Source organism: Propionibacterium australiense, from assembly GCF_003666605.1.
Classification (GTDB): Bacteria; Actinomycetota; Actinomycetes; order Propionibacteriales; family Propionibacteriaceae; genus Propionibacterium; species Propionibacterium australiense.
The window spans coordinates 400604-421286 of record NZ_RCIV01000002.1 but is presented as its reverse complement, the minus strand read 5'-3'; the positions used below and the strand labels follow the sequence as shown (position 1 = coordinate 421286).

The 20683-nt window shown below is 69.4% G+C and carries 20 protein-coding genes; 11 read left to right on the top strand and 9 right to left on the bottom strand.

The annotated features are described in order from the left end of the window. Positions 1 to 2 precede the first annotated feature (2 nt). The gene (locus D9T14_RS03925) at positions 3 to 974 is read right to left on the bottom strand and encodes a hypothetical protein (protein ID WP_374955768.1); all 972 of its coding nucleotides are present in this window, start codon (positions 972 to 974) and stop codon (positions 3 to 5) included. A 211-nt stretch (positions 975 to 1185) separates the two neighbouring features. Between D9T14_RS03925 and D9T14_RS03920 the strand changes: the two genes are divergently transcribed. Genes D9T14_RS03920 through D9T14_RS03900 form a run of 5 tightly spaced genes read left to right on the top strand, consistent with a single transcriptional unit; the run spans position 1186 to position 5978 of the window. Next, on the top strand, positions 1186 to 2214 hold the full coding sequence (locus D9T14_RS03920) for an AAA family ATPase (protein WP_232012496.1): 1029 nt from the start codon (positions 1186 to 1188) through the stop codon (positions 2212 to 2214). Between the two features lie 27 nt (positions 2215 to 2241). Further along, on the top strand, positions 2242 to 3294 hold the full coding sequence (locus tag D9T14_RS03915; protein WP_374955772.1) for a DUF58 domain-containing protein: 1053 nt from the start codon (positions 2242 to 2244) through the stop codon (positions 3292 to 3294). Next, positions 3291 to 4262, top strand: a complete 972-nt coding sequence (locus D9T14_RS03910) for a VWA domain-containing protein (protein ID WP_232012497.1) — start codon at positions 3291 to 3293, stop codon at positions 4260 to 4262. The genes D9T14_RS03915 and D9T14_RS03910 overlap by 4 nt, the downstream gene beginning before the upstream one ends. Next, positions 4262 to 5218, top strand: coding sequence for a VWA domain-containing protein (locus D9T14_RS03905; protein ID WP_119160829.1), 957 nt, complete (start codon positions 4262 to 4264; stop codon positions 5216 to 5218). The genes D9T14_RS03910 and D9T14_RS03905 overlap by 1 nt, the downstream gene beginning before the upstream one ends. Before the next feature lie 13 nt (positions 5219 to 5231). Continuing rightward, a complete protein-coding gene (locus D9T14_RS03900; RefSeq protein ID WP_232012498.1) occupies positions 5232 to 5978 on the top strand; it encodes a YggS family pyridoxal phosphate-dependent enzyme in 747 nt (248 codons plus the stop codon). A 10-nt stretch (positions 5979 to 5988) separates the two neighbouring features. Here D9T14_RS03900 and D9T14_RS03895 read toward each other — a convergent pair whose 3' ends face one another. Next, a complete protein-coding gene (locus D9T14_RS03895; RefSeq protein WP_170175683.1) occupies positions 5989 to 7959 on the bottom strand; it encodes a S9 family peptidase in 1971 nt (656 codons plus the stop codon). A 185-nt stretch (positions 7960 to 8144) separates the two neighbouring features. Between D9T14_RS03895 and D9T14_RS03890 the strand changes: the two genes are divergently transcribed. From D9T14_RS03890 to D9T14_RS03865, 6 genes are all read left to right on the top strand, one after another. Then, positions 8145 to 8744: an ATP-binding cassette domain-containing protein gene (locus D9T14_RS03890; RefSeq protein WP_197720661.1), complete on the top strand. Its 600-nt coding sequence runs from the start codon at positions 8145 to 8147 to the stop codon at positions 8742 to 8744. Beyond that, positions 8741 to 9592: an ABC transporter permease gene (locus D9T14_RS03885; protein ID WP_119160826.1), complete on the top strand. Its 852-nt coding sequence runs from the start codon at positions 8741 to 8743 to the stop codon at positions 9590 to 9592. Before D9T14_RS03890 ends, D9T14_RS03885 begins: the two co-directional genes overlap by 4 nt. Next, entirely contained in the window at positions 9589 to 10635 is a 1047-nt protein-coding gene (locus tag D9T14_RS03880) for an ABC transporter substrate-binding protein (RefSeq protein WP_119160825.1), read from the top strand. Before D9T14_RS03885 ends, D9T14_RS03880 begins: the two co-directional genes overlap by 4 nt. A 106-nt stretch (positions 10636 to 10741) precedes the next feature. Next, positions 10742 to 11086, top strand: a complete 345-nt coding sequence (locus D9T14_RS03875; RefSeq protein ID WP_119160897.1) for a cupin domain-containing protein — start codon at positions 10742 to 10744, stop codon at positions 11084 to 11086. Positions 11087 to 11254: 168 nt separating this feature from the next. Next, positions 11255 to 11755 carry a DUF3145 domain-containing protein gene (locus tag D9T14_RS03870; protein WP_119160824.1) on the top strand — a complete coding sequence of 167 codons (501 nt, stop codon included), beginning with the start codon at positions 11255 to 11257 and terminating at the stop codon, positions 11753 to 11755. 82 nt (positions 11756 to 11837) lie between these two features. Further along, positions 11838 to 12824, top strand: coding sequence for an alpha/beta hydrolase (locus tag D9T14_RS03865; protein WP_119160823.1), 987 nt, complete (start codon positions 11838 to 11840; stop codon positions 12822 to 12824). Positions 12825 to 12888: 64 nt separating this feature from the next. Here D9T14_RS03865 and fabF read toward each other — a convergent pair whose 3' ends face one another. From fabF to D9T14_RS03830, 7 genes are all read right to left on the bottom strand, one after another. Then, positions 12889 to 14148, bottom strand: coding sequence for a beta-ketoacyl-ACP synthase II (gene fabF, locus D9T14_RS03860; protein WP_119160822.1), 1260 nt, complete (start codon positions 14146 to 14148; stop codon positions 12889 to 12891). Between the two features lie 63 nt (positions 14149 to 14211). Next, entirely contained in the window at positions 14212 to 14460 is a 249-nt protein-coding gene (locus D9T14_RS03855) for an acyl carrier protein (protein WP_259340961.1), read from the bottom strand. Between the two features lie 66 nt (positions 14461 to 14526). Beyond that, complete coding sequence (locus tag D9T14_RS03850) at positions 14527 to 15528, bottom strand: beta-ketoacyl-ACP synthase III (protein ID WP_119160896.1); 1002 nt, start codon at positions 15526 to 15528, stop codon at positions 14527 to 14529. Between the two features lie 9 nt (positions 15529 to 15537). Continuing rightward, a complete protein-coding gene (locus D9T14_RS03845; RefSeq protein WP_119160820.1) occupies positions 15538 to 16488 on the bottom strand; it encodes an ACP S-malonyltransferase in 951 nt (316 codons plus the stop codon). A gap of 146 nt (positions 16489 to 16634) precedes the next feature. After that, complete coding sequence (locus D9T14_RS03840) at positions 16635 to 17921, bottom strand: PucR family transcriptional regulator (protein WP_119160819.1); 1287 nt, start codon at positions 17919 to 17921, stop codon at positions 16635 to 16637. Next, positions 17896 to 18969 (bottom strand): sugar kinase, encoded by a 1074-nt coding sequence (locus tag D9T14_RS03835; protein ID WP_119160818.1) that lies wholly within the window; start codon positions 18967 to 18969, stop codon positions 17896 to 17898. The genes D9T14_RS03840 and D9T14_RS03835 overlap by 26 nt, the downstream gene beginning before the upstream one ends. A gap of 143 nt (positions 18970 to 19112) precedes the next feature. Beyond that, the gene (locus tag D9T14_RS03830; protein ID WP_119160817.1) at positions 19113 to 20315 is read right to left on the bottom strand and encodes an amino acid aminotransferase; all 1203 of its coding nucleotides are present in this window, start codon (positions 20313 to 20315) and stop codon (positions 19113 to 19115) included. Between the last annotated feature and the right edge of the window lie 368 nt (positions 20316 to 20683).

Genomic DNA, 20683 nt, shown 5'->3' with positions numbered 1-20683 from the left:
GACTACAGTCTCGTCTGCTGCTGGGTCGGCTCGTCGGTCGCCGTGGCCGTACCCGAGCCGGAGACGTTCATCGACGGGGTCTTCGTCGGCGAGCCGTCATTGCCAGGGGTGTCGGAGCTTCCTCCGCTCGCGGACGAGTCGGACTCGCTCGGCGAGCCGGAACTCGACTCGTCGGACTCGCTCGGTGAACCGGGACTCGACTCGTCGGACTCGCTCGGCGAGCCCGAGCCCGACGACTCGCTCGACTCGGAGGAGGAGCTGGCCGAACCGGTGACCGGGGCCTGCGGGGACTCCGGTGGCTGGTTCTGGAACAGCAGCACCGTGATGAGCAGGGCGGTCGAAGCCAGGAGCAGCATGAGCAGCCAGCTGGCCAGCACCGGCACCCAGCCGGCGCGGTCACGCCGCCCCGGCCAGGGCAGCGGCCACAACCGCCAGGCACCGGGGCGGGTGTCGGAGGACCAGGGGATGGAGAAGCCGGGGCCGCGGCTGGGGCCGAGCTGCGGGCTGGCCGACAGGTCGACGCTGCGCAGCAGCCGGTCGGCCTCGGCCAGGGCGTGCGTCGATCCGTCCCACACGAGCGCCACCCAGGGGGCAAGCGGTGCGTGGTCGGGCCCCACCGGGTCGTCGTCCTCGCTGCGGAACAGGTGGCCGAGACGACCCTCGTCCTGGTCCTGGCCCCCGCGAGCGACGACGGTGTCGGCACTCATCTTGTTGACCTCGCCGGCCAGCCGATCGCGAGCCGCCGCGTCGCCGGCGGCTCCGGCGGCGAGGATGATGAGCATCACCTGGTGTTCGGCGTCGGAGTGCGCAAGATAGGCGACGCCGGCCTCGGTGGCGGTCAGCCGCGCGTCGATCCAGAAATCACCGATCTTCGGAGGATCGGTGGGCAGCAGGGGGAAGGCCTCGACGCTCAGCGGCGCCGCGGCCGGCTGCGCGCCCACGGGCTGACCCTGCGCTGGCTGGTCTTCGGACATCGCGCACCATCTCACCACAAAACGGCCGAGCATCGAAGCAATGGTGCCGCACCGGGCGGCCGGCGATCCCTCGGCGTACCGTCCGTTTCCGGGGACAGTACGGGACGTGCTGGCCACGGAGAACCGGGACGGCTGCGCGGCCGGGGGTAAGGTGGCCCCCGACGCCCTGAGGTGCACCGCACCCCGTATCGAGCTGTGCAGGAGACGACGCGTGAGTGAACAGACCCAGGCCCCCTCGAGCGCCGAGGAGACGGCGACGCTTCTGGGCAGAGCCATCAGCCAGGTCCAGCAGGTGATCGTCGGCCAGGAGCACATGGTCGAACAGCTCATGGTCGGCCTGCTCGCCAAGGGCCACATCCTGCTCGAAGGCGTGCCCGGCACCGCCAAGACGCTGGCCGTGCGGACCTTCGCCACCGTCGTCGGCGGCACCTTCTCCCGCGTGCAGTTCACCCCCGACCTGGTGCCCTCCGACATCGTCGGCACGCGCGTCTACCAGGCCAGCAGGGAGATCTTCGACGTCGAACTCGGCCCGGTCTTCACCAACTTCGTCCTCGCCGACGAGATCAACCGGGCACCCGCCAAGGTGCAGGCCGCCATGCTCGAGCTCATGGCCGAGAAGCAGGTCTCGATCGCCGGGACGACCTATCCGATGAAGGATCCCTTCATCGTCATCGCCACGCAGAACCCGGTCGAGTCCGAGGGCGTCTACCCGCTGCCCGAGGCCCAGCGCGACCGTTTCCTGCTCAAGGTCGATGTGCCGTACCCCAAGGGCAACGAGGAACTCGAGATCCTGCGCCGCATGTCGGTCAAGGCCCCTGTCGCCACCCGGATCCTCAACCCCGAACTGACCAAGTCGCTGCAGAACCAGGCGTCGAACGTCTTCGTCCACAACCTCGTGGCCGAGTACATCGTCCGCCTGGTCCTGGCCACCCGGAACCCGGCCGACTTCAACATGCCCGACCTCACCCAGGTCATCTCCATCGGCTGCTCCTCGCGAGCCACCCTGGGCCTGGTCTCGGCCGCCCGGGCCGTTGCGCTCATCCACGGCCGCGACTACGTGCTGCCCACCGACGTCCAGGCGATCGCCCCCGATGTCATGTCCCACCGCATCGTGCTGAGCTTCGACGCCATCGCCGACAACGTCAGCGCAGGACAGGTCGTCGAACGCATCCTCGCGATGGTGCCCGCACCCACCCCGGTCTGGAACAACAAGCAGGCCGCTGTCCCGGGAGGCCGCTGAGCAGTGGCCTCAACCGCACCTCAGTTCCTGCCGCCGCAGCCGGGCTCCCCGGCGCCCTCCCGGCAGGCGGCGGCCGTGCTCTCGGTCGTCAAGGAACCCATCGGCCCGACCCTGTCGCTGCGGCACCTGGCGCCCGAGGCCGCGCTGCGGCGCCTGGAACTGACGATCGTCCGCCGGCTCGACGGCTATCTGCAGGGCGACCACCTGGGGCTGATGCCCGGGCCCGGTTCGGACCTCAACGACGCCCGCCAGTACGTCCCCGGCCAGGACGATGTGCGCCGCATGGACTGGGCGGTCACCGCGCGCACCACCGTGCCGCACGTGCGCGACACCATCGCCGACCGCGAACTCGAGGTCTGGGCCCTGCTCGACGCCACTCCCTCGATGAACTGGGGCACCGGGGCCGTCACCAAGCGCGACCTGGGCATTGCCGCGGTGGCCACCTTCGGTTTCGTCTCGCAGAAGATGGGTGACCGGTTCGGCGGCATGATGCTCCACCGCGACGGCGTGATCCGCATGCCGGCCCGCTCGGGGCGCAACGCCCTCTACGCGCTGCTCAGGAAGATGCTCGAGGACCCGATCGAGACGGACCGCCCCAAGGGGGAGTACGACCTGGCCGAGGGCATTGAGGCCATGGTCCGCACCCAGCAGCGCCGCGGCCTGCGCGTCGTCGTCTCGGACTTCCTCACCGCCGGGGACTCGGAGATCAGCATCACCCGACCGCCCGCCTGGGAACGTCCGCTGCGGCGCCTCGGCGTGCGCAACCAGGTCATCTGCGTCGAGGTCATCGACGCGGCCGAGGTCGACTTCCCGAACATCGGCGAGGTGCTCGTCAGCGACCCGGAGTCGGACTTCTCACGTTTCATCAACACGGGCGACGCCAAGGCCCGGCAGGCGGTCAACGCGGCGACGAGGGCCCAGCGTGAGCGCACCGCCGCCGCGATCCGTCGCGCCGGCGCCGGGCACGTCGTACTGCGCACCGATCGGGACTGGGTCTCCGACATCGCCCGCTTCGTCCTCACCTACCGCCGGACCGCCGCCGTCATCTCGCAGCCGCAGCGGGCAGGGGGCGCATCGTGACGACCACGCACGTGCTGCTGTGGGACTTCGCCCAGCCGGACCGGCTGTGGGCGCTGCTCATCGTCCCGGCGCTCCTCATCGCCTACATCATCGTCCTGCAGTTCGGGAAGAGCCGGGGCATCCGGTACACCAACACCGGCGTCGTCGGCGCCGTCGTGCCGCCCCAGCGCCAGTGGCACCGGCACGTCTGCGTGGCCCTGACACTCTGCTCGCTGGCGACGATCACCGGTGCCTGGGCCACGCCCGTCGGGGACACCCGGGTGCCCCGTGAGCGGGCGACCATCGTGCTGGTGCTCGACGTCTCCCAGTCGATGATGGCCGCCGACGTCTCCCCGAGCAGATTCGAGGCGGAGAAGAGCTCTGCGGTGAGTTTCGTCACGAGCCTGCCGGCCGCCTACAACGTCTCCCTCGTGACCCTGTCGGGGCACCCGAACACGCTCGTGCCGCCGACCGTCGACAGGGGGGTGCTCATCCAGGCGATCGAGTCGCTGACGCTCCAGGACGGCACCGCCATCGCGGACTCGATCACCGACGGGCTGGCCGCACTCAAGCAGGCCCCGGCCGGCGACGACGGCAGCCAGGCGCCGGGCCTCATGGTGCTGCTCTCGGACGGCTCGGAGACCTCCGGCGGTGATCCGATGGCCGCGGCGCGGCAGGCCGCCGACGCCTCCGTTCCGATCTACACGATCGCCTTCGGCACCCAGAACGGCTACGTCGATCTCGACGGCGAACGGTACAACGTGGCGCCGGACACGAATCTGCTGGCACAGATCGCCTCCACCACCGGCGGCAAGGCACTGGACGCCTCCAGCGCGAACGAGCTCAACGACGTCTACAAGGAGCTCAGCACCGACATGGGCTACGAGATGCAGAAGACCGAGGTGACCGCCCGGTGGGTGCTCGTCTCGCTCATGTTCGGTGTCGTCGCGGCCTTCGGCGCCGTGGGCATGGCAGTGAGGTGGTCGTGATGGTCGCGATGCTCGGTTTCATGAGCCCCCAGCGGCTGTGGTGGCTCGTCGTGCCCGCTATCGTGGTCGGGCTCTACCTGCTGCTGCTGATCCGCCGCAGCTCGGGCGAGGCATCGAACAGCCTGCTGTCCGCGATCCTGCCGAAGGACACCAAGATCAAACGACACGTCGCCGTCGGCGCGGCGATCGTGTCGCTCGTGATGCTCGTCATCGCCTATGCCCAGCCCCAGGCCATGACGCGGGTGCCGCGCGACCGCGCCACCGTCGTCGTCGTGATCGACGTGTCGCGCTCGATGATGGCCACCGACGTGAGCCCGACGAGACTCGACGCGGCCAAGGAGGGAGCCAAGGAGTTCGTCGACTCGCTGCCCGAGAGCTTCAACGTGGCGCTCGTCTCCTTCGCGGCGACCGCCGACATCAAGATGCCGCCCACGACCGACCGTTCGGCGCTCGCCAACGCCATCGACGCCCTCGAGCTGGCACCCTCGACGGCCATCGGCGAGAGCATCTACACGGCGCTCGACGCCCTCAAGCTGGCGCCCAAGGACCCACAGGACCCGGACGAGACGGCACCCGGTGCGATCGTCCTGCTCTCGGACGGCGCCACGAACATGGGCCGTTCCTCCACGGAGGCCGCCGCCGAGGCGAAGGACCAGGGCGTGCCGGTCTACACGATCGCCTACGGCACCTCGGGCGGCTACGTGTACGAGAACGGCAAGCGCCAGTCGGTGGCCGTCGACCACGCCGAGCTGTCCGGGGTGGCCAAGGCCTCCGGCGGCAAGAAGTACTCGGCCGACTCGCTGAGCAGCCTGCAGGCCGTGTACGAGACCATTTCGCACCAGATCGGCTACGTGGAGGAGTACCACGAGATCACGGCGCGTTTCGCCGGCATCGCGCTGATCTTCGCCGTGCTCACCTCGGCGGGGGTCATATCCTTGGCTGCACGGTGGCCATGATGATGTGACGGGGGTGAGTTCGGTGACAGAGGTCGAGGGAGCGGTCCGTGAGCGCGTGCGCCGGGTCTGGGATCGGCTCGGGGCGGCCTGCGATGCAGCCGGGCGCGACCGCGACGAGGTGCGCCTCATGCCGGTCAGCAAGCTGCACACCGTCGAGCAGATCCGCGCCGTCCACGCCGCGCTGGCCGAGGTGAGCGGGGACACCGGGCGCCGGGCCTATGGCGAGAACCACGTGCAGGAGATCGTCGCCAAGACCGGGCAGCTCGAGCCGGAGGAGGGCATCGACTTCGCCCTCATCGGCCACCTGCAGACCAACAAGGTCAATGCCGTGGTGCCGCACATCAGCGAGTTCCAGGCGCTCGACTCCCTCAGGCTGGCCGCCAGGCTCGACCGCAGGCTCACCGAGCTGGGCCGCACCCTCGACGTGCTCGTCGAGGTCAACACCTCCGGCGAACCGGCCAAGCACGGTGTCGGGCTCGACGAGGCGTTCGGTTTCTGCGAGGCGCTGGCCGACTACGAGACCCTCGACGTGAAGGGCCTCATGACAGTGGCGGTGAACAGCTCCGACGAGCAGCGCGTCGCGGCCTGCTTCGACGCTCTCGTCGAACTGCGCGACCGGCTGCGCGGGCAGGCGGTGCTGGGCTCGACCTGGTGCGAGTTGTCGATGGGCATGAGTGGTGACTTCCCGCTGGCCATCGCCCACGGCGCCACGACGGTACGCATCGGGACCGCCCTGTTCGGGCCGCGGCCCGAGCGCTGATCCGGCACGCTCACCAGGTGTCGAGATTCTCGATCCGCAGCGTCTCGATGTCGTCGGCGGGCTCGAAGTCGAACAGCTGGGCGTAGAAGCTCAGCTGGCACTCCAGGACACGGCGATTCGTGGCCGGCAGGCGGAAACCGTGACCCTCGCCCTCGAAGCTCACGAGCGCCACCGGCAGCCCCCGCGAACCGATCGCGTCGGCCAGCGCCCGTGACTGGTTCGGCGGGACGATCGGGTCGTCGGTGCCCTGGAAGATGAGCATCGGCGTGTCGAGCTCGTCGAGGTGATTGATGGGGGAGCGTTCCTCGTAGAGGGCGCGCTGCTGGGGCCACGGGCCGAGGAGCCCGTCGTTGTAGCGGGCCTCGAACTTGTGGGTGTCGGCCTGCAGCGCGACAAGATCGGCCACGCCGTAGCGTGAGACGCCCGCGGAGAACATGGCCGAGCGCTCGAGGGCTCGCAGCACGGTGAAACCGCCGGCGCTGCCACCGGTGATGACGACCTGCTCCATGTCCGCCAGACCGGCGCTCATGGCGTACCGGGCCGCGTCGATGCAGTCGTCCACGTCGGCGATGCCCCACTGGCCGCGCAGTCGTTCCCGGAAGGCGCGTCCGAAACCGGCCGAGCCGGAGTAGTTGACCGCCATGACGGCGAAGCCACGGCTGGTCCAGAACTGCGTGGCGACCGAGTAGTCGTTGACCGCCATTCCCGTCGGGCCGCCGTGCACGGTGATGATGAGTGGCGGCATCGTGCCGGCCGGGGCCCGCCAGGCAGGGTTGTGCGGCGCCCAGTAGATGCACTGGAAACGGCCGTGGCGGTTCTCCTCGACGACGTGGGACACGCCCACGCTGGTCAGCGCCGGATCAGGCGTGGCATTGGGGCAGTGGACGACTCTCAGGCCGTCGGTCAGGTCGACGATGGCCGGCGGCGCGTCGACCCGGTGGACGAGTGCGAGCACCCCCTCGTCGGTAGTCGTGATCTGCTCGAGATCGGCCACCGCGGCGAGCCGTTCGACCGGGCCGCCGCCCAGCGGGCAGCGGGCGAGCTGGGCGGCGCCGTCGACGTAGAGCGCGAACCAGGCCTGCCCGTCACGCACCGTGTAGGCGCGGCGCGCCAGTTGCCAGACGGGCAGGTCGGCGTCGTGGGCCTCGGTGAACACCGGCCGCGGTGCGCCGTGCTCGTCCTCTGCCCAGCGGTGCAGGTTCCAGTAGCCGCCCGTATCGCTCATGAACAGCAGCGAGCCGTCGGGCGCCCAGGCCGGGTGCTGCACCGCGGTGCCCCGGGCCGGGTCCGCCGAGAACCCGTCGACGAGCACCTGCTCGTCGACCAGACGCAGCCCGTCCTCGTCGTCGAGGCGGGCGACGACCAGCCGGGTGGCGTCCCACGGCATGGCGGGCTGGTCCCAGCAGATCCAGGCGCAGCGGCCGTCGGGGCGAACGGCGGGGTCGGCGTAGAAGTCATGGCCTGAGGCCAGGACCGCACCCGTGCCGGGCCGCTGGCCCGGCCAGGGCAGGGCGACGAGGCAGGTGACGACGTTCCCGGGGTCGGTGTGGTCCTCGCGGACCGCCAGGACCGCACCGAAGGCCGCGCAGGGCGCGAAGGCGGCGAACCGCATGGGGGAGCCGGCCGGGGTCAGCGGTGCGGGATCGTGGCCCTCGGCGAGGCCGAACACCTGCCCCGTCGTCGCATCGGCCCATACGACGACGCCGTCGCCGACGGCCCAGGACCCGCCGCCGTACTCGTTGACCCGTGCCCGGACGTCCGCCGGTGCCGGCGTCAACTCGGTCGGCGTGTCCTGGTCGCGGCGCAGCAGGGTCATGCGGGAGTCCTCGCCGGGGCGGGACTCCAGCCAGTAGGCCCGGCGGCCGTCGCTGCCGAGCTCGCGTAGCGTGACACCGGCGGCCAGGACGTCGTCCAGGCCGATGGGGGAGGCCCACGATCCGTAGGGGGCGGTCGTCACGTCGCTGGTGGCCGGTGAACTCATGGGCTCAAGGGTACGCAGTGCCGGTGCCCGGCCTCGAGCGGCCCGCACAGCACCTGAGAATAATGCAAGGCTCATATAGGAGAAATGCTTGAGCGACGACTTTACCTTCCATTAGCCTAACCTTTGTGAATCCTCGGCCAAATGGGCGCGTGAACGGTACCGCCACGGGTGCCTGCCCCCTTCGGGTGAGTGAACTGAGCCTGTCTCGGCGGGGGCTGACGCTGGTGCGCGGACTGTCTTTGGAACTACGGCCAGACCAGGTGCTCGCCGTCTCCGGCGTCTCGGGTACCGGCAAGACAACCCTGCTGCGAGCCATCGCCGGGACGGCCGCTGAGGTGATCACCGGAGGCACCGTCGAGCGGGCCGGTAGGCTCGGCTATGTCTTCCAGGAGCCCCGCCTGCTGCCCTGGTACACCGCGCACCGGAACGTCGCCCTCATGGCCGCCGACCAGGACCACGCCGCGGACCGGGCCGGCGAGTGGCTCGACCGTGTCGGGCTCGCTGACGCGAAGGGCCTGTACCCGCAGCAGCTGTCGGGTGGCATGCGCCAGCGCGTGGCCATCGCCCGTGCCATGGTGAGTGCCCCGGAACTGCTGCTCGTCGATGAGCCCTTCTCGGCCCTCGACAAGAACCTGGCCGCGGACCTGCGCAGCCAGCTGACCGGGATCATCACCGCCGAGCACATCGCGGCCGTCTGGGTGACGCACGACCCCTTCGAGGCCGAGACGGTCTCGAGCCTGCGACTGCACCTGACCGGGAAGAACGGGGGCTGGATGGTCGCATGAGACGAAAGCGCCTGAACCCACTCGCCCGCTTGGGTGCCGGTTTCGCAGGTCTTTGCTGTCTGTTCGGACTGTGGGCTTGGGCCTCGGGGCACCAGCCCGCCTATGTTCTGCCGAGCCCGGCCGACACCTGGCGCGCGCTGGTGACCATGGCCGGCACCGGCACCCTGTGGGGGCCGCTGGGCGTCACACTGTGGCGCGCGCTCCTGGGGCTGGGCCTGGCCTGCTTCATCGGGATCGGCTGGGGCTCGCTCAGTGCGGCCAGCCAGGTCTTCGACGCCTTCACCCGTTCGTGGCTGTCCCTGCTCATGGCGGTGCCGCCCATCGTCATCGTCGTCATCGGCATGCTCGCCCTCGGCCCGACAGCGGGCGTCGTCCTACTGGTCGTCGTCCTCGTCTCTGTGCCGCTCATCACGACCTCGACCCGCGACGCCATCAGCCAGGTCGACCCGGACCTGCTCGAGATGGCCCACGCCTTCGACCGGGGCCCCGCCTGGCGCGGCCGCCACGTCATCGGCCCGGCCGTCGTCCCACCGGTCCTTTCGGCCGTCACCGTCGCCGCGGGCCAGTCCCTGCGCGTGTGCGTCATGGCCGAACTGCTGTCCACCTCGACCGGTCTGGGTGCCCGCATGCAAATGGCCCGCACCGCCATCAACACCGACCAGGTCTTCGCGCTGGCGGTCGTGCTCGCCGCCTTCTCGCTCCTCGTCGAGCTGGTCGTCCTGGCCCCGGTGCGTTCGCGCGTCAACCGCGCCCAACGTGACGCTGCGCCCGCGCCGGCCGCCTGCTCCCTCTCACCGCCCCACACCATCCGGTTCATCCGGTTCCCATCGAAGGAGATGCACCAATGAAAACGACACGACGAGAGATCATCGCATGGAGCGCCGCGGCGGCGGCCCTCGGCCTGGCCGGCTGCTCGACGAGCGAGAGCGGCGGCACGGATTCCGCCACCGCCTCGGAGCCGGCCTCGGCCACCCAGATCGAGAACCTGCGGGTCTGGGTGCCGACGACACTGGCCTTCATGGCGCCCATGGCGGCGTTCGGCGACCGGCTCACCAGCGAGGGCACCGTCCAGGAGGTTACGATCGACAACTGGGCCAGCGTCGACGTGCTCACCTCGCTGCTGCTCAACGGCGAGGCCGATGTCGCGGCGACACCCTCGTACGTGAGCGCCAATCTCTACAACAAGGGTGCCAACATCAGGCTCGCGGCGATCACCGTGTGGGGCATGCTCTACGTCCTCGGCCCGAAGCAGAACGAGGGATCCAACGACCTCAGCATGTTCACCGGCCAGCGGGTCGGCGTGCCCATGCCGGGCAACACGCCCGACCTGATCTTCCGCTATCTGCTCGCCCAGAAGGACATCGACGTCGAGAGCATCGACGTCGCCCAGTACAACGACTCGCAGGAACTTCTCAACGCCTTCGTATCCGGCCAGCTCGACTGGGCGGTGCTTCCGGAGCATCTCGCCACCGTGGCCACCGCCCAGTCGGCGCAGCAGGGCCGCGAGGTCGGCCGGGTCGTCGACATGCAGCAGGTGTGGGCCGAGGTCACCGGCTCGGACGCCCGATTCCCGATGGCCGGCATCGCCGTGCCGGACTCGGTGTCGAGCAACCCGGCGCTGCTCGGCGCCATCCTCGACGACATGGAACAGGCCGTGGAAACGGTCAATGCCGCCGACGACGCGATCTGTGCCAGGATCAACGAGTCAACGCAGGTCGACGCCGCCATCGTCAAGCAGGTCATCCCGCGCCTGCAACTGGAGATGGTGCCGGCGGTCCAGTGCCAGGACGAGCTGACCGACTTCTACGAGCGCCTGTCCACGGTGAACTCCGAGATCATCGGCGGCCGGGTGCCCGACGATGCCTTCTTCCTCGCCGACCCGCGCGAGTGAGTCCCGGCCCGACCGACCGGTATCGGCCGTACAGCACGGTGCAGAACCGGGCGGCCCGGGCCGCCGGTCGTTGACCGGTCACCTCGTCATGACAAGGATGAGGATCATGGAGGCAACACCTGTGACGCAGAGCGTCACCAGCCTGGGGCTGGCCGCGAAACTGCCGCAGCTCACCAAGTCCACGCTGTCCCGCGTCGTCGTCGACAACCCGGCGGTCCGCGTCGTCTGCTTCACCCTCGACGAGGGCCAGTCGATAGACCCCCACCGGGAACCCGACGCCGAGGTCATCACCCTGCTCGACGGCGAACTCGAACTGACGGTGGGGGAGCGGACCTGCACCGTCATCGCCGGTGACGTCGTCTACCTGGCGCCCGGTGAGCGTCAGGGCTGGATCGCCACGAAGCCCAGCCGCCTGCAGCAGATCATCGTGTCCCCCGGACCGGTCGGGTGAACCCGTACCGGTGACACCCGATCCGTCCCGGTTTGGCGTGTCGGCTGGAACTGGGGCACAATCGCACCGACAAGCACCGGCCACCGGCCGGCGAACAACACGAAGCCATGAGGACCGTCTCGCACAGGCTGCTGGGGAAGGCACACCTGATCGACGAGAGGAGCCGACATGGCCCGGAACGCACGTGGCGAGATCTTCATCCACTCGGCCACGGCCGCGCTGTGCCCGCACATCGAGTGGGCCATCAGCGCCGTCATCGGCACCCCCGTGACACTGGAGTGGACCCCTCAGGGCGCCCAGCCCGGAACGATGCGCGCCGAGAGCATCTGGGAGGGCGACGAGGGCACCTGCGCCCAGATCGTCTCGGCCCTCATGCGCTGCCGGGCGCTCCGGTTCGAGGTGACGAGCCAGGCCAGGCCGGATGGGCTCGGCGAGCGGTACTGCTACACGCCCTCGCTCGGCGTCTTCCGCGCCACCACCGACGAGTTCGGCGACATCCAGGTGAGCGAGAACAGGCTGCGCGCAGCCGTGGCCAAGGAGGCCCTCGGCGGCGAGGGCATTCACGAGGCGATCAGCGAGCTGCTCGGTACCGCCTGGGACGACGAACTCGAGATCTTCCGCCACGCCGGCGAGGACGCGCCCGTGCGGTGGCTCCACCGGGCCGTCTGAGCCCCGGCGGTCCGCCTCCCCGGTGCCCACGGCCGGCGGGAGCCGGGTTCCCGAGCAGGCCCGGCACCGTTATGCTCGGGGAATGGTCAGCACCCAGCAGCACGATCCCGGCGAGCCCCGCACCGAGGGGCCGCGCGTCGAAGCGGGACGCATCACCCGCCCCGACGGGGAACGCGTGCTCGTGCGTGCCTGGCTGCCGGCCGGCGAGCCGCTCGCCGTCCTGCAGATCAGCCACGGCATGGCCGAGCACTCCAAGCGCTACGACCGGTTCGCCCGCGCCCTGACGGCGGCGGGCTGGGGCGTCTACGCCAGTGACCACCGCGGTCACGGCGGCACCGCCGGTCACCTCGAGCGGGCCGGCGTCTGGCCCCGCAACGGCTGGTCCGTCGTCGTCGAGGACCTGCACGCCGTCCACGAGCTGGCCGTCCGCCGCCACCCAGGCGTCAAGCAGTTCCTCTTCGGCCACTCGATGGGCTCGATGCTCGCCCGCGAGTACGCGATGCGCTGGTCCGAGGGCATCGACGGGCTCGTCCTGTCGGGGCCGGTCCTCAACAGGGAGGCGACGGCGGCCGTGGGCCGCCGGATGGCCCGCGCCGAGGCGAGACTGCGCGGGCGCGAGCACATCAGCGCCGTCATCAGCCGCGTCAACACGAAGACCTACAACCGGCCCTTCGAACCGGCCCGCACCCCGTACGACTGGCTGAGCAGGGACGAGGCCGAGGTCGACAAGTACATCGCCGATCCCTGGTGCGGTTTCGACTGCAGCGACGGATTCTTCGACGAGATCCTCACGAACCAGTCCCGGGTCCACTCACGCAGCCACGTCGCCCTGGTGAGCCGGGAACTCCCGGTGCTCGTCATGGGCGGCAGCGCCGACCCGGTCGGCTGCCGGGACGGTGCGGTCGAGGAGATCGTGGGGGAGTACGGCATCGCCGGGCTCACCGACGTCGTCGGCAAGGTCTGGGAGGGCGCCCGCCACGAACTGCTCAACGAGACGAACCGGGACGAGATCACCGACCATCTCGTCGACTGGCTGGAACGCCGCCGTACCGGCAGGATCTTCGACTGAACGCGGCGGGGGCGGAAGGGTTCGTCACCTTCCGCCCCCGCCGCGATGGGGCCATTCGGTCGGATCACCTGGAGACGTGATCGTTGGTGATGGCCAGGGCGACGTTGTGCCCGCCGAAACCGAACGAGTTGTTCAGCGCGGCCAGGCGTCCCTCCGCTGGCAGCTCGGCGGCGGTGTTCGCCGCGATGGTGACGCGCAGGTCGTCCTCCGGGTCATCCAGGTTGATCGTGGGCGGCACGACCCGGTCGTGCAGGGCCAGGACGGTGGCCATCGTCTCCAGGGCGCCGGCGGCGCCGAGCAGGTGGCCGGTCATCGACTTGGTGCCCGTGACGATGACGTGGTCGGTGTCCTCACCGAACAGGGCGCGAATGCTGTGCGCCTCCGTCGTGTCACCGGCAGGGGTCGAGGTCGCGTGCGCGTTGACGTGGTTGATGTCGGCAGGGGTCAGGCCGGAGTCTGCGAGGGCCTTGCGCATGGCGGCGCTCTGCCCCTGACCGCTCGGGTCGGGCTTGACCATGTCGTAGGAGTCGGCGCTGATGCCCGAGCCGGCGAGGGTGCCGTAGATCGTGGCGCCGCGCTCCAGGGCGTGGTCGAGGGTCTCGAGGACGAGCATGACGGCGCCCTCACCCATGACGAAGCCGTCGCGGCCCCCGTCCCAGGGGCGGGAGGCCCGCTGCGGCTCGTCGTTGCGCTTGGACAGCGCCTGCATCTGGGCGAACGAGACGATGGTGAGTGGGTGGATGACCGCCTCGGTTCCGCCGGTGAGGGCGATGTCGGCGCGGCCGGCCCGCAGCATGTCGAGGGCCAGGGAGATGGCCTCGTTCGAGGAGGCGCAGGCCGAGACCGTGGTGTGGACCCCGGCGCGGGCGCCGATCCGCAGGCCGACATTGGCGGCCGGTGCATTGGACATGAGCATCGGGACCGTGAAGGGGCTCACGCGACGCGAGCTCTTGGTCCGCATGACCTCCCACTGCGAGATCGTGCTCTGCAGGCCACCGATGCCGGTCCCGACGACAGCGGCGAGGCGATCGGGATCGGTCTCGTTCTCGGGGCTGAAGGTGAGCCCGGCGTCCTCCCAGGCCTGGCGGGCCGCGATGACGGCCAGCTGGCTGGAGCGGTCCAGGTGACGGACCTCGACGCGGGGCAGCAGGGAATCGACGTCCACGTCGACCTGCCCGGCGAAACGCACGGGCAGGTCCGCTGCCCACTCCTGCTCGATCGTGCTGATGCCGCTGCGGCCGTTGCGGAGCCCCTCCCAGGTGCTTGCAACGTCGTTGCCGAGCGGGGTCAGCGCCCCCAGTCCGGTGACGACGATGGTACTCATTGGTCCTCCATGTGGGTTTCGAATGATGTGGGTGAGTGACGTGGATCTGCCGAGGTGCTGTCTTCAGGCCTTCTGGGCCTTCTCGACGTAGTCGACGGCCTCGGCGACGGTGCTCAGGCCCTTGACGTCCTCGTCCGGGATGTCGATGTTGAAGGCCTCCTGGAGGGCGTAGACGATCTCGACCATCGACAGGGAGTCGATGTCGAGGTCGTCGATGAAGCTCTTGTCGGGCTGGATGTCCTCGACCGGGACACCGGCGACGTCGTTGACGATCTCGGCAAGCTTGGTCAGGATCTCTTCGTTGGTAGCCATGATCGGCCCTTTCTTCTCGTGGTGAGTGTCGGATTGGAGATTGCGTACGGCTGGGTGCCGGCCAGATCAGGGTATGACGATGACCTGACCAGCGTAGGTGAGACCCGCGCCGTAACCGATGATCAGCGCGGTCTGGCCGCTCGTCGCCCTGCCCTCGCGGATCATGCGGTCCAAGGCGATCGGGATGGACGAGGCCGAGGTGTTGCCCATTTCGGCGATGTCACGGCCGACGGTCACGTTCTCGGGCAGGTGCAGGTGCCGCACGAGCGCGTCGGTGATGCGGTCGTTGGCCTGATGAGGCAGGAAGATGTCCAGCTCCTCGGGCGTGATGCCGGCCAGCTCGATGGTGCGGGCCGCGTGCCCGGAGACCTCCGCCAGGGCCCACTTGAAGACCGTGCGGCCATCCATCGTGATGAACGGGTAGCCGGTGTCGTGGCCGGCTCCGGCGAGCCAGTTCTCGATCTCGATGGTCTCGACGTTCTCCGGCTTCGAGCCCCAGACGGTCGGGCTGATGCCGGGCGTCTGCGATGGGCCGATGACGGCGGCTCCGGCGCCGTCACCGAAGATGAACGCGGTGCCGCGGTCGTTGATGTTGATCATGTCGGACAGCCGCTCGACCCCCACGACGAGGACCAGGCCGTCATCCCCGGCCTGTCCGGCGCGGATCAGCGAATCCGCCAGGCCGACGCCGTAGCAGAAGCCGGCGCAGGCCGCCGAGATGTCGAAGGCCGCCGGGTTGGGGCAGCCGAGTTCGCGGGCGAGATAGTCGGCCAGGGAGGGGGACGGGTGATGGTGCGAGACCGTGGACAAGATGATGGCGCCGATCTGCTCGGGGCGGACGCCGGCCATCTCCATGGCGTTGCGGCAGGCCTGCGCCGACATCGACAGCGGCGTCTCGTCCTCGGTCGCCCAGCGACGCTCCTTGATACCGGTGCGCTGCTCGATCCACTCCGGGGTCGAGTCGATCATGGTGCACATCTCTTCGTTGGTCACCACCCGGGAACCGCGGTAGGAACCTGTGCCGAGGATGCGGGCGTACTGGGCGCCGGTCGTGGTGTTCAGTGTCATCGTCATGGGTCAGGCCTCCTGGGCCGCGGTGCCGGCGTGCTCCTGGCAGAAGGCCAGCGCCTCGTCGATCTGGTCAGGTGTGTTGAAGGTGAAGAGCTCGACGCCCTTGAGGTTGCGCTTGGCGATCCCCGTGAGGGTCTTGGCCGGGGGCAGTTCGAGCAGGCCGGTGACGCCGAGTTCACGCATGGTGTCCATGCACAGATCCCAGCGGACCGGTGTGGTGACCTGGTCGACCAGGCGCTGCAGGTACTCGGCGCCGGAGGCGACGACCCGGCCGTCACGGTTGCTGAGCAGCCTGGTGGCGGGGTCGGCGGTGGTCATCGTGGCGGCCAACTCCGCCAGCCTCGGCTGGGCCGGCGCCATGTGGTCCGTGTGGAAGGCGCCTGCGACGGCCAGCGGGACCACGCGGGCGCGGCTCGGCGGCTCGTCGCGGAGGGCCTGGAGCTGCTCGAGTGTTCCGGCGGCGACGATCTGGCCGGATCCGTTGTGGTTGGCGGCCGTCAGACCGCACTCGGCGATGCGCGCCAGGACCTCGTCACGGTCACCGGAGACGACCGCTGTCATCCCGGTGGGCCGGACCGCGGAGGCCTCTGCCATGCCCCGGCCGCGTTCACGGATGAAGAGCGCGGCCTGCTTCGGGTCCAGGACACCCACCCCGGCCGCTGCGGTGATCTCGCCGACACTGTGGCCGGCGGCTGCGTCGGCGAGGGAGAACAGGCCGAGCTCGAACTGAGGGGCCGCCACGCGGGCCGCGTACAGCCCCGCGCCCATGAGCAGCGGCTGGGCCACCGCGGTGTCCTTGATCGTGTCGGCGTCGGCGCTGGTGCCGAGTTCGGCGAGATCCAGCCCCGTGACCTCCGAGAGCTGGGAGAGTCCCTGTGCGAAGGCATCGATCTCGAGCCATGGGGTCAGGAATCCGGGCGTCTGAGCGCCCTGCCCGGGGGCGACGATCACAAGCATGACACCATCCTGCCCCGGATGCGGGGTGCCGAGCGGATGTCATCCCGACGAAAAAAGTCGGTGAGTCATTGTGGGAAGTATACAAAGCGGGCCGCGATGATCGGGCCGAATCGGCCCGTTTTTTATGGAGACCGGGACATTCTTCCTTACCGTGAACCAGATGCGGGATCGGTCACCATGAGGCGTCCCAGGGTGATCGCCAGGTGCAGTGCATAAGCCTGACGCGGATCGAGCGGATTCACCCTCGTGATCTCCTCGACCTTGCGCAGTCGGTAACGCACCGTGTTGGCGTGCACGAACAGGGCCCGTGCGGTGGGTTCGATGGCACAGCCGTTGTCGAGGAAGCCGATGGTCGTCGCGAGCAGTTCGCCGCCGGCCGCGACCAGCGGCCGGTAGACGTCATCGACCAGCTTGCGTCGCGCAGCGGGGTGCCCCGCCAGGGCGCGTTCCGGCAGCAGCTCGAACGAGGCGACGACCCGCGGGGCCTCTGGCCAGGCATGGGCGACTCGTGAGGCGGACAGCGCGTTCTGGGCGGAGTCGGTCGCCTGGGGCAGGGCCTTGACGAGCGGGCCGACGACGATCGACCCGGCGCCGAAGTATTCCTCGAGGTCCTGTGCGAGGCGCACCGAGGCGGCGGTGTCCGTCAGCAGAGCGCCGCCGACGATGACGATGATGCGTCCGCCCTGCTCCGAGGCCAGGACGGTGAGGTCCCGGGCGCTGGCCGCAGTGCGCAGGGACTCGAGGTCGGGTTCTGCTGGGCGCGGCCCGGCGATGACGCAGACGGGGCCGAGGGTGTTCCATCCGAGCGCCGAGGCGCGCGAGACGACCAGGTCGTCGGTCTCGGCGCGGACGATCGCGTCGACGATGAGGGCCTCCATGCGCTCGTCCCAGCCTCCGCGCAGTTCGGCCGCTCTGGCGTAGACCTCGGCGGTGGCGAAGGCCACCTCGCGGGAGAAGTGGGTGATCGCGAGCTCAAGGGCGGGTCGGTCATCGGGGGGGACGAGTTCGCCGACCTGTTCGGCGACGACGTTGATCGTGGTACGCACCAGGTCGACCGTCTGGTGCAGGCTCACCTTGCGGGTCAGCGCTCGCGGGGCGGCGTTGAACAGGGTACCGGGATCGGCGGCCCGTCCGGCGTCGGCGAACCACGCCATGAAGTTGTCGATGCCGGCGCGGGCGACGATGGTGATCCAACTGCGGTCCTCGGCCCCGAGCCGGCGGAACCAGCTGTGGCGGGCCTCCATGGCCTCGACCACCTTCGTCGTCAGTGAGCCGACGTGCCCCCGCAGCGTCGTGACGATTTCGTCACGACGCTGCGGGGGCAGTGCGCGCGACAGCCCCGCGCCGGGCCGCTCGTGGGGCGGCGGTTCCGGGGAACGCCCGTCAGTCGGCCCGGCCGGCTCGTCGTCAGCGCTTGATGCGGGCGTTGCCATTCCAGATGGCCCAGATCTGATCCTCGTCGGCCGGGATCGCGTAGTCGGTGAGGAACGTGGTGGCCAGGGCTCCGCTGGCCCAGCCGAACTGCATGCACTTCTCGGCGTCCCAGTCCCGGAGCAGGCCGTGGAGGATGCCGCCGACGGTGGCGTCGCCGCCGCCGATACGGTCGAGGACGCCGATCGGGCGGGGCTCTGCGACGTGGAAGGTGCCGTCATTCCACAAGATGGCGCCCCACATGTGCTCGTTGGTGTTGACGACCTCGCGCAGCGTGGTGGTGAAGTACTCGACACCGCTGAAACGCTCATGGGCCTGTTCGATCATGCCCTTGAAGGCGTCGATCTTGCCGGCCAGGCCCTTTCCGCCCGCCTCAGGACCCTGCAGGCCGAGGGCCAGCTGGAAGTCCTCCTCGTTGCCGACGAGCACGGTGCACTGCTCGGCGATCTCGGTGAACGCCGCGCGCAGCTCGGCCTCCCGCCCCTCCCAGAAGGAGGCACGGTAGTTGAGGTCGAAGCTGACGGCGGTGCCGTACTTCTTGGCGGTACGGGCGACCTCGAGGCAGAACTGGCAGGTCTGGGGGCTCAGCGAGGCGATCAGCCCGGACATGTGGACGATCTTGACGCCCTCCGAACCGAAGATGCGGTCCAGGTCGAAGTCCTTGGCGTCCAGGATGCGGCCGACCTCGCCGGCGCGGTCGTTCCAGACGCGGGCGCCGCGGTTGCCGTAGCCCGAGTCCGCGATGTTGAACTGGTGACGGTAGCCCCAGGCGCCGCCCTGCGGCACGTCGGGGCCCTCGTAGGCCATGTGGCGGCTGGCGAGGTTCGCCTTGATGAGCTGGGCGATGGGGGAGCCCGCCACGAAATTCGTGAGAACCTTCACCGGCTCGCCGAGATGGCTCGGGATCGAGCCGACATTGGTCTCGGCGCTCGTCACGTGAAGCGCGAACTGATCGGCGGCTTGGACCGGCTGACCGGAGGCCGGGCTGATCCGTACCCCCATGCTGGTCGGGGTGACGAGGCTCCACTGGGCGTCCTTGCGCAGCTGCATTGCGTTGTGCCTTTCTTAATGAATGAGACCTCGGTGCCAAAGACTCCCTGAGGGGAGCGCCCGAGTGACGCCAGCCTAATCGGCGCGAGCCGGCCGGCCCGGCGAGTGCCGTGTGTTGCCGGGCCGGCCGGCCCGGTCCCATGTCAGTGCCCGTGGACCTCGGCGATCGCGGACGCGACGTATTCGACGTTGCGGCTGTTCAGAGCGGCCATGCACAGCCGGCCGCTGTCGAGCCCGTAGACGTGGAACTCCTTGCGCAGCCGGACCATCTCCTGAGGGGTCAGGCCCGACAGACTGAACATGCCGGCCTGGCGCGTGATGAAGCCCATGTCCTCGATGCCCCTGGCCTCGAGGGCCTCGAGCAGGCGGGCGCGCATCGTGGCGATGCGGACGCGCATGACGGCAACCTCCTCCTCCCAGGTGGCGCGCAGCTCGGGATCGTTGAGGATCGTCGCGGCGATCGTGGCGCCTTGAAACGGTGCATTCGAGTAGAGGCTGCGCACGGTGCGGGCGAGATGGTTCTTGACCCGGAACGCCTCATCGGCGTTTGCGCACACGACATGGATCGCGCCGGTCCGACCGCCGTACATGGCCATGTTCTTGCTGAAGGAGCTTGCCACGAAGAAGCTCAGGCCGGCCTCGGCGAATGCCCGGGCCATGCCGGCGTCCTCCTCGAGACCACGGGAGAAGCCCTCGTAGGCCAGGTCGACGAAGGGCATCAGTTCACGCTCGGCCAGTACCTCGATCAGGGGGGCCCACTGGTCGGGGTCCAGATCGTAGCCGGTGGGGTTGTGGCAGCAGGCGTGCAGCAGCACGACCGTGCCGGGTTCGGCGGCCCTGATGTCGGCCAGCATGCCGTCGACGTCGATGCAGTGGTTGGTCGCGTCGTAGTAGCGGTACGAGCCGGTCCGGTAGCCGGCGTAGCGGAACAGCGCGTGGTGGTTCGTCCAGGTCGGGTCCGAGGCGATCATGCCGGCGTCCCGGTTGACCTGGTGATGATAGAAGTCCGCGCCCAGCAGGAGCGCCCCGGTGCCGGACAGCGATTGGACGGTGGCGATCCGGCCGGATGTCACGGGCTCGGAGCCGGCACCGAAGACGAGTTTCTGAGTCGCCTCGTTGAAGGGCTCCCAGCCCCTCAGCGGTAGATAGGTCCACGGGTCGGGGTCATCGGCCATCTGCTTCTGCACGATCTCGACCGACTTGAGCAGCGGCACCTTGCCGTTGTCGTCCTGATAGACGCCCACGCCGAGATTCACCTTGCGAGGATCGGTGTCCTGCTTGAACAGATCGGTCAGGTGAAAGATCGGATCGTACGGGGCCGCTTCGAGTTCGGCGAAGATGGACATGTCTGAGTTCCCTTCTTGTCGCGCGGTATGTTAACGACGCCCCGAAGAGCTTCCTGACGGGCGGTCCTGTCGTGAGATCGGCATCGGACCGGTCGGCCACTGGTCATGTGGTGGTCGCACCGGTCGAGCCATCCGGGGGCATCCTCGGGTCAGGTGCCACGGCCCTGATCGATGTGCCCTGACAGCCCTGCGGCGGGTCACCGCGCCCGTGCCCACGCCGGCTGTCGGTCCAGGTCGGTGAGGCGTGATGCAGTGCTGGTCGGGCCAATTACGCTGAGGGCTGGTTGCGTTTTGGTACGTGGGGTCACCTGCGGGTTGGAAGATAGGGACAACCCGTCGGCATTGTTCGCCGTCGAACAGCTGAGGTG

What these genes read in the sequence shown, in the direction of transcription:
- D9T14_RS03855 (WP_259340961.1), bottom strand. Translation starts at nt 14,460, where the DNA reads ATGGCTACCAACGAAGAGATCCTGACCAAGCTTGCCGAGATCGTCAAC.
- D9T14_RS03925 (WP_374955768.1), bottom strand. Translation starts at nt 974, where the DNA reads ATGTCCGAAGACCAGCCAGCGCAGGGTCAGCCCGTGGGCGCGCAGCCG.
- D9T14_RS03905 (WP_119160829.1), top strand. Translation starts at nt 4,262, where the DNA reads ATGGTCGCGATGCTCGGTTTCATGAGCCCCCAGCGGCTGTGGTGGCTC.
- D9T14_RS03840 (WP_119160819.1), bottom strand. Translation starts at nt 17,921, where the DNA reads ATGGCAACGCCCGCATCAAGCGCTGACGACGAGCCGGCCGGGCCGACT.
- D9T14_RS03895 (WP_170175683.1), bottom strand. Translation starts at nt 7,959, where the DNA reads ATGAGTTCACCGGCCACCAGCGACGTGACGACCGCCCCCTACGGATCG.
- D9T14_RS03880 (WP_119160825.1), top strand. Translation starts at nt 9,589, where the DNA reads ATGAAAACGACACGACGAGAGATCATCGCATGGAGCGCCGCGGCGGCG.
- D9T14_RS03870 (WP_119160824.1), top strand. Translation starts at nt 11,255, where the DNA reads ATGGCCCGGAACGCACGTGGCGAGATCTTCATCCACTCGGCCACGGCC.
- fabF (WP_119160822.1), bottom strand. Translation starts at nt 14,148, where the DNA reads ATGAGTACCATCGTCGTCACCGGACTGGGGGCGCTGACCCCGCTCGGC.
- D9T14_RS03850 (WP_119160896.1), bottom strand. Translation starts at nt 15,528, where the DNA reads ATGACACTGAACACCACGACCGGCGCCCAGTACGCCCGCATCCTCGGC.
- D9T14_RS03835 (WP_119160818.1), bottom strand. Translation starts at nt 18,969, where the DNA reads ATGCAGCTGCGCAAGGACGCCCAGTGGAGCCTCGTCACCCCGACCAGC.
- D9T14_RS03885 (WP_119160826.1), top strand. Translation starts at nt 8,741, where the DNA reads ATGAGACGAAAGCGCCTGAACCCACTCGCCCGCTTGGGTGCCGGTTTC.
- D9T14_RS03830 (WP_119160817.1), bottom strand. Translation starts at nt 20,315, where the DNA reads ATGTCCATCTTCGCCGAACTCGAAGCGGCCCCGTACGATCCGATCTTT.
- D9T14_RS03865 (WP_119160823.1), top strand. Translation starts at nt 11,838, where the DNA reads ATGGTCAGCACCCAGCAGCACGATCCCGGCGAGCCCCGCACCGAGGGG.
- D9T14_RS03845 (WP_119160820.1), bottom strand. Translation starts at nt 16,488, where the DNA reads ATGCTTGTGATCGTCGCCCCCGGGCAGGGCGCTCAGACGCCCGGATTC.
- D9T14_RS03875 (WP_119160897.1), top strand. Translation starts at nt 10,742, where the DNA reads ATGGAGGCAACACCTGTGACGCAGAGCGTCACCAGCCTGGGGCTGGCC.